Below are 11902 nucleotides of genomic sequence, written 5' to 3'. Positions count from 1 at the left end.
CTGCCCCGGGACGCGAGGGCGCGCCCCGGACCCGCGGCAAGGCCGCATCTGCGGGGCGGGAGCGCCGCCGGAGGGCAGGCGCGCCGCATCCCGGACCGAGACTCGTTGTTGAATCACCGGGACGGTGGACGGCATGGCCGCCGGCACCGTCCGTCCTCCGGCCCCTGTGCGCGCCGGAAAAGGAGGAAGCATGGCCGAACTCAAGACCCCGCTCACGGACTGGCACATGGCCCACAATGCCAAGATGGCGCCCTTTGCCGGCTGGCTGATGCCCATCCAGTACGAGGGCATCCTCGTGGAACATCAGCACACCCGGCAGCATGCCGGCCTGTTCGATATCTGCCACATGGGCGAGTTCCGCATCCAGGGGGCCGGCGCCGATGACGCCCTGGCCGCCGCCGTGAGCCACAACCTGGCCACCCTGGCGCCGGGCCGCTGCCGCTACGGTTTCCTGCTGACGGAAAAGGGCACGGTGCTGGACGACTGCATCGTCTACCGTTTCGGCCCCGACGACTTCATGGTGGTGGTCAATGCCGCCTGTGCCGCCGGCGACTTCGCCACCCTGCGCGCCCGTCTGCCCGAGGCCGTGGCCCTGACCGACATCTCGGAACAGACCGGCAAGATCGACCTGCAGGGACCCGAGGCCGTGGACGTGCTGGAAGCCCTGCTGGGGCGCGGCCTGCGCGACATGCCCTATTTCGGCTTCCGCAGCGAGCCCTGGGAAGACGGCGAGATCCTGGTGAGCCGCACCGGCTACACCGGCGAGCTGGGCTTCGAGCTCTATGTGCCCGCCGAACGGACCCTGGCCCTGTGGGAAGCCCTGCTGGCCGATGACCGTGTCAAACCCGTGGGCCTAGGCGCGCGCGATACCCTGCGCCTGGAAGCCGGGCTGCCCCTTTACGGCCACGAGCTGGACGACGCCCACACCCCCGCCGAGGCGGGCATGGGCCGCATGCTGACCAGCACCGCGCCCTATGTGGGACGCGAAGGCGCGCAGGACGTGCGCCAGAAGCTGCTGGCCCTGAGCATCGAGGGCCGCCGCGCCGCGCGCAACGGCGACGCCCTGCTGTTGGAGGACGGCAGCGTGGCCGGCGTGGTCACCAGCGGTTCCTTCGCGCCGTCCCTGGGCCATGTGGTGGCCTTTGCCTGGGCCGATGCCGACAAGGCCGATGCCGCCGCCTATCTGGTGCAGGCCTCGCGCAACCAGCTCAAGGCCACTGTCACCGAGGCCCCCTTCTACAAGGACGGCACGGCCCGCAAGAAATTGTCCTAGCCCGGCCGGCGGACGTTCCCGGGGCGCGGGCCCTCCCGGCGCGTGCTGGCGGCTGTTGTCCCCTCGCGGCGGGCGTCCTCGACGGCCTTCGGGCGCGGTCCGGCAGCTGCCGACCGCGGCGGCGTCCCGGCAGTGGCCGGTCGGGGTCGTCCCGCGGCGGACGGCCGCAGGGCAGGGGAACCATATTTTCAGGAAGGATCCCGGCAGGGCGGGGAGAGGCGCGGCAGCGCCGCCGTACGGGCGGTCACCGGCCGCCGGGCCTCCCGCCCCGCCGCAGACGCAGACATCAACACCAGACACCAATATCCGGGACGCAGGACCGTCCCGGACCCAAGGAGAAGAGCATGACCAATCCCGAAGACCTCCTGTACAGCGCGTCCCACGAATGGGCCAAGGTGAACGGCGACGAAGCCGTCATCGGCATCAGCCACTTCGCCCAGGAATCCCTGGGCGACATCACCTATGTGGACATGCCCGCCGAAGGCGACGAACTGACCGCCGGCAGCGAATTCGGCGCCGTGGAATCCGTGAAGGCGGCCAGCGACCTGATCTCGCCCGTGAGCGGCACGGTGGTGGCCGTGAACAGCGAGCTGGAGAACACCCCCGAAGTCATGAACAGCGACCCCTACGGCGCCGGCTGGATCGTGCGCGTGAAACTGTCCGCCCAGCCCGAAGGGCTGATGGACGCCGCGGCCTACGAAGAACACTGCAAGAACGAGCAGCACTAGTCCGCGAGGCGGCAGGGCCCGGTGCTCTGCCGCCTTTTTTCCACCAGCACGGCAGCCTTGGCTGCAAGGAGTTCCCCTATGCCATTCATTCCCCATACGCCGGACGAAGTGCAGGAAATGCTCTCCGTCGTGGGTGTGCGCGACCTCGATGATCTTTTCGCGGACATCCCGCCCGAAATGCGTCCCAAACATTTCGATTTGCCCAAGGGGCAGAGCGAATTCGCCGTGTGCCGCTATTTCGAGGATCTGGCCGCCGCCAATGTGACGCCCGCCGTGTCCTTCCTGGGCGCGGGCTTCTATGCCCACTATGTGCCCCATGCCGTGGACGCCCTTTCCGGCCGCAGCGAGTTCTACACCTCCTACACGCCCTATCAGGCGGAATGCTCGCAGGGCACCCTGCAGGCCATCTTCGAATACCAGACCGCGGTCAGCCGCCTGCTGGACATGGAATGCGCCAACGCCTCCGTCTATGACGGCGGCACGGCCCTGTTCGAAGCCTGCATGATGGCCGTGCGCGCCACCCGGCGCAAGAAACTGGTGGTGGACCAGTGCATCAACCCCGTCTGGCGGGCCATGCTGGAGACCTACACCGCCAATCTGGACGTGGCCCTGGTCGAGGTGCCCCACAAGGACGGCCTGAGCGACCTGGAGGCCCTGAAGGCCGCCGTGGACGGTAGCTGCGCCGCCGTGCTGGTGCAGAACCCCAACTTCTTCGGCGCCGTGGCCGACTTCAGCGAGCTCTTCGCCCATGCCCGCGCCTGCAAGGCCCTGGGCGTCATCTCCGTCTATCCGGTCATGCAGTCCGTGCTCAAGACCCCCGGCGAGATGGGCGCCGACATCGCCGTGGCCGAAGGCCAGAGCCTGGGCCAGCCCCTGAGCTTCGGCGGCCCCTACCTGGGCATCATGACCTGCCGCAAGGAGCATATCCGCCAGTTCCCCGGCCGCATCGTGGGCCGCACCACCGATCTGGAAGGCCGCACCGGCTATGTGCTGACCCTGCAGGCCCGCGAGCAGCACATCCGCCGCGCCAAAGCCACGTCCAACATCTGCTCCAACCAGTCCCTCTGCGCCCTGCGCGCGCTGATGTACCTTTCGCTGCTGGGCCCGGACGGCCTGTCCCGCGTGGCCGAACACGGCATGGCCCTGGCCCGCTACGCCGTGGAAAAACTCACGGCCCTGCCCGGCGTGCGCCGGCTCAACGACGCGCCCTTCGGCAACGAAGTGGCCCTGCGCCTGCCGCGTCCCGCCGAAGATGTGGTCCGGGCCCTGCTGGCCCAGGGCGTGGCCGCCGGCTATCCCGCGGGCCGCGCCTACGCGGGCATGGACGATGTGCTGTTGCTGGCCTGCACCGAATGCAACACGCGTGCCCAGGTGGATGCCATGGTCGAAAAGCTGGGAGGTCTGCTGTGAAAACCATCTTTGCCGAATCCGTAGAAGGCCGTCGCGCTCCCGGCCTGGCCCTGCCTGTGGACGATGACGCGCCCCGCGCCGCGCAGATGCTGCCTGAAGCCCTGCTGCGCAAGGCCGCCCCGCGCCTGCCCCAGTGCTCCGAACTGGACGTGGTGCGCCACTTCACCAGACTGTCCAAACTCAACTACAGCGTGGATGCCAATTTCTATCCCCTTGGCTCCTGCACCATGAAGTACAACCCCAAGTTCACGGAATATGTGGCCGCCCTGCCGGGCTTCGCCCGCATGCACCCGCTGCTGGCCCAGCTTTCCGGGGACCTGGCCCAGGGCGCCCTGCAATGCCTGTATGACGCCGAACAGTGGCTGTGCGAGGTCACGGGCATGAAGGCCTTCACCTTCCAGCCCATGGCCGGGGCCAACGGCGAATACACCGGCGTCAAGCTCATCGCCGCCTACCACAAGGCCAAGGGCCGCAACCGCACCAAGATGCTCATCCCCGACTCGGCCCACGGCACCAACCCCGCCTCGGCCGTGCTGGCCGGTTTCGAGATCGTCAACGTGCCCTCGCGCGACGGCATGGTGGACCCCGCCGCCCTTGAGGAAGCCATGGCCAGGTACCCCGACCAGGTGGCCGGTCTGATGATGACCAACCCCAACACCCTGGGCCTGCTGGAACTGCACCTGCCGCGCATCGTGGAAGTGCTGCGCCGCGAGGACGCCCTGCTGTACTATGACGGCGCCAACATGAACGCCATCCTGGGCAAGATGCGCGTGGGCGATGTGGGCTTCGACGTGGTGCATCTCAACGTGCACAAGACCCTGGGCACGCCCCACGGCGGCGGCGGCCCCGGCTGCGGTCCCGTGGGCGTGGGCGAACGCCTGCTGCCCTTCCTGCCCGCCCCGCGCGTGCGCAAGGCCGACGACGGCAGCTATGCCCTGGATTACGACCTGCCCCGGAGCGTGGGCCACATCGGCCCCTTCTACGGCAGTTTCGCCGTGGTGGTGAAGGCCCTGGCCTATATGATGCGCCTGGGCGCCGAAGGCCTGACCCGCGCCGCCGAGTTCGCCAGCCTCAACGCCAACTATCTGAAAAAGAAGCTGGAAGACGTGCTGGATGTGCCCTTCGACCGCATCTGCGCCCATGAATTCGTGGCCTCCGCGCCCGAAGGCCTGCGCGCCCTGGATATGGCCAAGGCCCTGCTGGACCGCGGCTTCCACGCGCCCACGGTCTACTTCCCGCTCATCGTGCACGAATGCCTCATGGCCGAGCCCACGGAGACCGAGAGCAAGCAGACCCTGGACGCCTATATCGAAGCCCTGCGCGAGATCGTGGCCATCGGCAAGTCCGATCCCCAGCAGCTGCTGGATGCCCCGGTCAAGATGCCCGTGCGCCGTCTGGACGAGACCGCGGCCGCGCGCCACATGATCCTGACCGAAGACATGGCCTGACATACAGCCCGGGAAGGGTGAGGGCCCGGGCGGTCCCCGCCGCTCCGCCGCTTCCTCCATCCGTCCGTCACGGCGGCCCCTCCGGGGGCCGCCGTTTTGCGTCCGGCGCCAGGGGAGGGGGAAGACGGCATGGCGGCGTGGAAGGAGGGGGAGCTGGGACGGGAAAGGACGGGAGGGGAAGGGCGTTTTTTGCAAAAACTGCCCCTTCCTCTCTCGTGCTCTCCCCGACCCCGAAGAAATCTCTTGTTCGGGGCCGGCCGATGTCCCCGTCGCTGGACAGAGGCCGGGGCGCACGTCTTCCCCGCCTGCCGCGTACGGGCGGAAGGGGCGGTGCGTCATGGCGTGCATCATGGTGTGCGCCATGGCACGCGGCCCTGGACGTTTTGCCGGGACGGCGCGGCAGGACGGGCACGGTCTTTTCCGCCAGGGGCTCCCGCCCAGCGCGCCGCGCTCTTTGTCCGCCCGGCGCCGCACGGCGGCATGGGGCTTGCCAGCCTGCTGTTGGGAACATATCCTGATAAAAAAGGAGGCCACATGAACTACTGGTTGTTCAAGAGCGAGCCGGGCTGTTATTCCTGGCAGGATCTGGAGGCCGCACCGGAGCAGACCACCTCGTGGGACGGCGTGCGCAACTATCAGGCCCGCAACTTCATGAAAGCCATGAAAAAAGGGGACCTGGGCTTTTTCTATCACAGCGGGGCGGAGCCTTCCATCGTGGGCGTGGTGGAGGTGGTGCGGGAGGCCTATCCCGACCATACGGCGCAGGACCCCGAGAACCGGCACTTCGATCCCCGGGCCACGCCGGAGAAACCCGTCTGGGAGATGGTGGACGTGCGCCTGCATACGGCCCTGCCCGCGCTGAGCCGCAAGGAGCTGGCCGGGCATGCCGCCCTGGCCGGCATGGAGCTCATGCGCCGGGGCAGCCGCCTTTCCGTGCAGCCTGTGTCGCCAGAAGCTTTTGAATATATTATGCATTTGGCAAATGAGAAAAAATAGACAAACGGAGGCATGACAAAAGGCCGTCAGGAGGTGTTGCCTCAGGACGCTAAACAGGATATAAAAAAATTTTTGATTTTGATTTTTTCACGTCCCGCCGGAAAGAAACAGATAGAGGACTGTAAAAAAGCAGATGATACAGAGTCCATTACAGATGCGCTCTTTCATTATCATGCTTCTTTTCTTTGGAGCATGCAGACAATAAGAGCTTTGTTGCCTGATGATTTGCATGTTGTTCCGTTGCAAAAGACAAAATTGCGTCCCATTTTTTATTTTATAAAATATTTCAGAAAATATAAGAAGGGGAGGGCGTTTTTTTGCCTGCAGCAGCGTTTTGAGGAGCAGTTTTACCTTTTCAAAAAAAGAAATTCTTGCTAAAAATCTTCATTCGGCCCGGAGCTGCCTTGTGCCGAGCGGCTCTTGCCGCGTGCTTTTTCCGCGTTCCGGGTAGATTTGGGTGCATACCCGGCGACTGACCGGGTTGACGGCATATTTCACGAGTAACAGGAGGCCCTTATGGCAAGCCAGGCGCTTATCAAAGAATTTGAAGATCTCCTCGGCAAGGAAAACGTGTTCAGCTCCGAGGCTGATCGCCAGAGTTATTCCTATGATTCCGCGGTGCTGCCCCCCGTGGTGCCCGCGTTCGCGCTGCGTCCCACCACCACCGAGCAGCTCGGCATCTGCGTGAAGAAACTCTACGACTACGGCATCCCCATGACCGTGCGCGGCGCCGGTACCAACCTTTCCGGCGGCACCATCCCGGACAGCAAGGAAAGCGTGGTCATCCTGACCAACGGCCTGAACCGCATCCTCGAGATCAACTCCGACGACCTCTATGCCGTGGTGGAGCCCGGCGTGGTCACGGCCGACTTCGCCGCCGCCGTCGCCCAGAAAAATCTTTTCTACCCCCCGGATCCGGGTTCTCAGGCCGTGTCCACCCTGGCCGGCAACATCGCCGAGAATGCCGGCGGCCTGCGCGGCCTGAAGTACGGCGTCACCAAGGACTACCTGATGGGCCTGGAATTCTTTGACGCCACCGGCGAACTGGTCAAGACCGGTTCCCGCACCGTCAAATGCGTCACCGGCTACAACCTGGCCGGCATGATGCTGCAGTCCGAGGGCACCCTGGGCATCATTTCCCAGGCCGTGCTCAAGCTGGTGCCCCCGCCGCAGGCCTCCAAGGCCCTGATGGCCGTGTTCGACGACATGCAGAAGGCCGCCGAAGCCGTGGCCGGCATCATCGCCGCCCATGTGGTGCCCTGTACGCTGGAATTCCTGGACAACAACACCATCGTGCGCGTGGACGACTATACCAAGGCCGGCCTGCCCCGCGAAGCCGCGGCCATCCTGCTCATCGAAGTGGACGGCCATCCCGCCCAGGTGGCCGACGAGGCCGTGGTGGTGGAACGCGAACTGCAGAAGGCCGGCGCCGTGGCCGTGCATGTGGCCAAGGACGCCGCCGAAAAGTTCAAGCTCTGGGAAGCCCGCCGCCAGGCCCTGCCCGTGCTGGCCCGCTGCAAGCCCACCACCGTGCTGGAAGACGCCACCGTGCCGCGCTCCCAGATCCCTGCCATGATGAAGGCCGTCAACGACATCGCCAAGAAGTACCGCGTCGAAGTGGGCACCTTCGGTCATGCCGGCGACGGCAACCTGCATCCCACCTTCCTGTGCGACAAGCGCGACAAGGAAGAATTCGCCCGCGTGGAAGCCGCCGTCGACGAAATGTTCGATACGGCCATCAGCCTGCACGGCACCCTGTCCGGCGAACACGGCATCGGCACCGCCAAGGCCAAGTGGATGGAAAAGGAGACCTCCCGCGGCACCATCCTCTTCTCGCAGCGCCTGCGCCGCGCTCTGGATCCCAAGGGTCTGCTCAATCCCACCAAGCTGGTGGGCATCTAGGGAGACACGCCATGAGCGACCTGAAGAAACTGGCAAAGCGTCTGATGACGCTTGACGACCGCATCATCGCCTGCATGAAGTGCGGCATGTGCCAGGCTGTCTGTCCCATGTTCGGCGCCACCATGATGGAAGCCGACGTGGCCCGCGGCAAGCTGGCCCTGGTGGACAACCTGGCCCATGAGATGATCGCCGATCCCGAAGCCGTGGCCGAAAAGCTGGGCCGCTGCCTGCTCTGCGGCTCCTGCGAGGCCAACTGCCCCTCCGGCGTGAAGATCATGGACATCTTCCTGGAAGCCCGCGAGATCGTGAACGCCTATCTGGGCCTGCATCCGGTCAAGAAGATGGTCTTCCGCGCCCTGCTGCCCTATCCCGGCCTGTTCAACTTCGCCATGCGGGTGGGCGCGCCCATGCAGCGCCTGATCTTCCGCAAGAACAAGGACACCCAGAACACGGCCTGCGCGCCCATGCTCGACTTCATGCTGGGCGACCGCCACATCCGTTCCCTGGCCCTCAAGCCCCTGCACGCCATCTACGGCAACCTGGACGAGCCCCGCGTCATGGGCGGTCTGAAAGTGGCCTTCTTCCCCGGCTGCATGGGCGACAAGCTCTATGTGGACGTGTCCGAGGCCTGCATCAAGGTGCTGCACCACCACAACGTGGCCATCTACATGCCCAGCGGTTTCGCCTGCTGCGGCATCCCGGCCCTGTCCTCCGGCGACGCCGAGGGCATGGTCAAGCAGATGGCCAAGAACCTGGCCGTGCTGGGCGAGAGCAGCTTCGACTATGTGCTGACCGCCTGTTCCTCCTGTACCTCCACCATCAAGGAACTGTGGCCCCGCTACGCTTCCCGTCTGGGCAGCGTGGAACAGCACCAGGCCGAGGCCCTGGCCGCCATCACCATGGACATCAACGAATTCCTGGTGAAGGTGCTCAAGGTCGAGGCCGCGGAAAGCATGGCCGGCGCCCAGACCGTGACCTATCACGACTCCTGCCATCTCAAGAAGGCCCTGGGCCTGTCCGCCGAGCCGCGCACCGTGGTCAAGGCCAACCCCCACTACAGGCTGGTGGAAATGAAGGAAGCCGACCGCTGCTGCGGTTGCGGCGGTTCCTTCAACCTCTTCCACTACGACCTGTCGCGGACCATCGGCCAGCGCAAGCGCGACAACGTGGTGGCCACGGGCGCCCAGGTGGTGGCCGCCGGCTGCCCCGCCTGCATGATGCAGCTGGAAGACGTGCTGTCGCACAACAATGACCCCGTGCAGGTCAAACACACTATCCAGATCTATGCCGAGACCCTCAAGTAGGGCGAGGCATCCATTATAAGGAGACTTCAATGGCCCCTGAAGAAATGCAGGATCTCGTTCAGGACTTCACCGCCAAGGCCACGGCCGTCAACGCCGTGGTGCAGGAGCTGCCCAACATGGCTGCCGCGCTGCAGTATGTGGTGGACGTGTGCGAGAACAAAGCCCCGTGTGAACTGATGGCGGACGAGGATGTGGAAAAGGGCCCCAACGGCCCCAACGGCGTGCCCACCCGTGTGCAGCGCATCGTGGCCGCCCCTGTCCTGGACGACGAGAACTTTGCCAAACTGGAAGCCGCCTGCGCCGAAAAGGGCTTCCTCTGCATCCGTGAAGGGCTGCGCGATCATCTGGCCGGCATCGACGTGGGTCTGACCGCTGCCGAGATGGGTGTGGCCGCCAGCGCCACCTGCCTGGTGAACACCGACAACGAAAACGCCCGCCTGGCCGGCATGATCAGCGAGATCCATGTGCTGCTCCTGCCCAAATCCAAGCTGGTGCGCACCCTGCCCGAGATCGCCGGCCGCATGCGCGAGCTGCTCATGGCCAATCCCAAGGGCGGCAACTACACGACCCTGATCAGCGGCCCCAGCCGTACCGCCGATATCGAGCGCGTGGCCGCCGTGGGCGTTCATGGCCCGCTGGAATTGCATATCATTCTTCTGGAGGACTAAGCCATGAGCCACACCGCACCCAAAAGCCTTTCGGAATACCGCAAGGATATCGATTCCGCCCTTGAGGACAGCTTCCTGCGCCGTACCCTCGACACCTTCGCCGTGGCCTACCGCGCCAACCGTGAAGCCGTGTTCAAGGAAGTGGACGAACGCGGCCTGATCAAACAGATCGCCGACGCCAAGGACGACGCCTGCAAGCACATGGAAGAACTGTACGAACAGTTCCGCCGCGTGGCCGAAGAACGCGGCGTGCATGTGCATCGCGCCGCCACCGCCGAGGACGCCAACCGCATCATCGCCAGCATCGCCCGCGAGAACGGCGTCAAGCGCGTCATCAAATCCAAGTCCATGACCGCCGAAGAGATCCAGCTGAACCCCTACCTGGAAAAGGAAGGCTTCATCGTGGACGAAACGGACCTGGGCGAATGGATCATCCAGCTGCGCCACGAAGGTCCCTCGCACATGGTCATGCCCGCCATCCACCTGTCCCGCTATCAGGTGGCCGACGACTTCACCAAGGAGACCGGCGTCAAGCAGGACGCCGAGGACATCCAGCGTCTGGTGAAGGTGGCCCGCGTGCAGCTGCGCCGCAAGTTCATCAGCGGTGACATGGGCATCTCCGGCTGTAACTTCGCCGTGGCCGACATGGGCGCCGTCAGCACCGTGACCAACGAAGGCAACGCCCGCATGGTCACCACCCTGCCGCGCGTGCATGTGGCCATCGCCGGTCTGGACAAGCTGGTGCCCAATCTGGAAGTGGCCCTGACCGCCCTCCAGGTCCTGCCGCGCAACGCCACGGCCCAGCGCATGACCGCCTACGCCACCTTCATGGCCGGCGCCGGCGAATGCCGCGCCTGCGAGGACAACAGGAAGATCATGCATGTGGTCTTCCTGGACAACGGCCGCACCGAGATCGCCCGCGACCCGCTGTTCTCGCAGATCTTCCGCTGCGTGCGCTGCGGCGCCTGCGCCAACGTCTGCCCCGTGTTCCGTCTGGTGGGCGGCCACAAGATGGGCTACATCTACATCGGCGCCATCGGCCTGATCCTGACCTACTTCTTCCACGGCAAGGACAAGGCCAAGGTCCTGTGCCAGAACTGCGTGGGCTGCGAATCCTGCAAGAACGTCTGCGCCGGCGGCATCGACCTGCCTCGCCTGATCCGCGAGATCCGCTCCCGCCTGACCGAAGAGCAGGGCAGCGGCGTGGAAGGTACCCTGCTGTCCGCTGTGATGAAGAACCGCAAGATGTTCCACAGCCTGCTCAAGTTCGCCAAGTACGCCCAGAAGCCCTTTACCGGCGGCACCCAGTTCCAGCGCCACCTGCCGGCCATGTTCCTTGGCAAGCACGGCTTCAAGGCCCTGCCCGCCATCGCCAACGAGGCCTTCCGTGACCGCTGGGCCAAGATCGCCCCGCGCGTGCCCACCCCGCGCTACCGCGTGGCCATCTTCGGCGGCTGCGCCCAGGACTTCGTCTACCCCGAACAGCTGGAAGCCTGCGTCAAGGTGCTGGGCGCCCGCGCCGTGGCCGTGGATTATCCCATGACCCAGACCTGCTGCGGCCTGCCCCTGGAGATGATGGGCCAGCGCAAGACCTCCGTGGACGTGGCCAAGCAGAACCTGGACGCCTTCGACGCCAGCAAGTACGACGCCATCATCACCCTCTGCGCCAGCTGCGCCTCGCACCTGAAGCATGCCTACCCCCACATCCTGGAAGGCAAGGCCGATGCCGCCCGCGTGCAGCTCTTCGCCGACAAGGTGACGGACTACAGCTCCTTCGTGCATGACGTGCTCGGCCTGAGCGAAAAGGACTTCAACAACAGCGGTGAAAAGGTGACCTACCACGCTTCCTGCCACATCTGCCGTGGCCTGGGCGTGACCAAGGCCCCGCGCGAACTCATCGCCGACGCGGCCACCTATGTGCCCTGCGCCGAAGAAGACGTGTGCTGCGGCTTTGGCGGCACCTACTCCATGAAGTTCCCCGAGATCTCCGGCACGCTGCTGTCCAAGAAGCTGAAGAACATCGAAGCCACCGGCGCTTCCCGCGTGGTCATGGACTGCCCCGGCTGCGTCATGCAGCTGCGCGGTGGTGTGGAAAAGCAGGGCCTGAAGGTCAAGGTCTCGCATATCGCGGAACTGATGGCCGAAAACCTGAAAGACTAACCGACGAGATGCG

The 11902-nt window shown here is 65.2% G+C and carries 10 protein-coding genes; all 10 read left to right on the top strand.

Annotated features, from left to right (window positions below; translation table 11 throughout):
- The first annotated feature begins 190 nt into the window (after window positions 1-190).
- The 10 genes from gcvT (at window position 191) to ldhH (ending at window position 11889) form a co-directional block, all read left to right on the top strand.
- Window positions 191-1273, top strand: a complete 1083-nt coding sequence (gene gcvT / locus Q1X76_RS09155; RefSeq protein WP_300719428.1) for a glycine cleavage system aminomethyltransferase GcvT — start codon at window positions 191-193, stop codon at window positions 1271-1273.
- Between the two features lie 344 nt (window positions 1274-1617).
- Window positions 1618-2001 carry a glycine cleavage system protein GcvH gene (gene gcvH, locus Q1X76_RS09150; RefSeq protein ID WP_300719426.1) on the top strand — a complete coding sequence of 128 codons (384 nt, stop codon included), beginning with the start codon at window positions 1618-1620 and terminating at the stop codon, window positions 1999-2001.
- A gap of 78 nt (window positions 2002-2079) precedes the next feature.
- Window positions 2080-3411, top strand: a complete 1332-nt coding sequence (gcvPA, locus tag Q1X76_RS09145; protein ID WP_300719424.1) for an aminomethyl-transferring glycine dehydrogenase subunit GcvPA — start codon at window positions 2080-2082, stop codon at window positions 3409-3411.
- Window positions 3408-4859: an aminomethyl-transferring glycine dehydrogenase subunit GcvPB gene (gene gcvPB, locus Q1X76_RS09140; protein ID WP_300719422.1), complete on the top strand. Its 1452-nt coding sequence runs from the start codon at window positions 3408-3410 to the stop codon at window positions 4857-4859. The genes gcvPA and gcvPB overlap by 4 nt, the downstream gene beginning before the upstream one ends.
- A gap of 534 nt (window positions 4860-5393) precedes the next feature.
- The gene (locus tag Q1X76_RS09135) at window positions 5394-5855 is read left to right on the top strand and encodes an EVE domain-containing protein (protein WP_300719420.1); all 462 of its coding nucleotides are present in this window, start codon (window positions 5394-5396) and stop codon (window positions 5853-5855) included.
- Between the two features lie 12 nt (window positions 5856-5867).
- Window positions 5868-6233 (top strand): hypothetical protein, encoded by a 366-nt coding sequence (locus Q1X76_RS09130; protein WP_300719418.1) that lies wholly within the window; start codon window positions 5868-5870, stop codon window positions 6231-6233.
- Between the two features lie 138 nt (window positions 6234-6371).
- Window positions 6372-7757 (top strand): FAD-linked oxidase C-terminal domain-containing protein, encoded by a 1386-nt coding sequence (locus Q1X76_RS09125; RefSeq protein WP_300719416.1) that lies wholly within the window; start codon window positions 6372-6374, stop codon window positions 7755-7757.
- 11 nt (window positions 7758-7768) lie between these two features.
- Window positions 7769-9061 (top strand): (Fe-S)-binding protein, encoded by a 1293-nt coding sequence (locus Q1X76_RS09120; RefSeq protein WP_300719414.1) that lies wholly within the window; start codon window positions 7769-7771, stop codon window positions 9059-9061.
- A 29-nt stretch (window positions 9062-9090) separates the two neighbouring features.
- Complete coding sequence (locus Q1X76_RS09115; RefSeq protein ID WP_300719412.1) at window positions 9091-9729, top strand: lactate utilization protein; 639 nt, start codon at window positions 9091-9093, stop codon at window positions 9727-9729.
- A gap of 3 nt (window positions 9730-9732) precedes the next feature.
- Window positions 9733-11889 (top strand): L-lactate dehydrogenase (quinone) large subunit LdhH, encoded by a 2157-nt coding sequence (gene ldhH / locus Q1X76_RS09110; protein WP_300719411.1) that lies wholly within the window; start codon window positions 9733-9735, stop codon window positions 11887-11889.
- Window positions 11890-11902 lie beyond the last annotated feature (13 nt).

Origin of the sequence: uncultured Desulfovibrio sp. (genome assembly GCF_949282365.1) — a bacterium.
Taxonomy (GTDB): Bacteria; Desulfobacterota; Desulfovibrionia; order Desulfovibrionales; family Desulfovibrionaceae; genus Desulfovibrio.
Note: the sequence above shows the minus strand (reverse complement) of the source record. Positions and strands in the feature narration are given on the sequence as shown.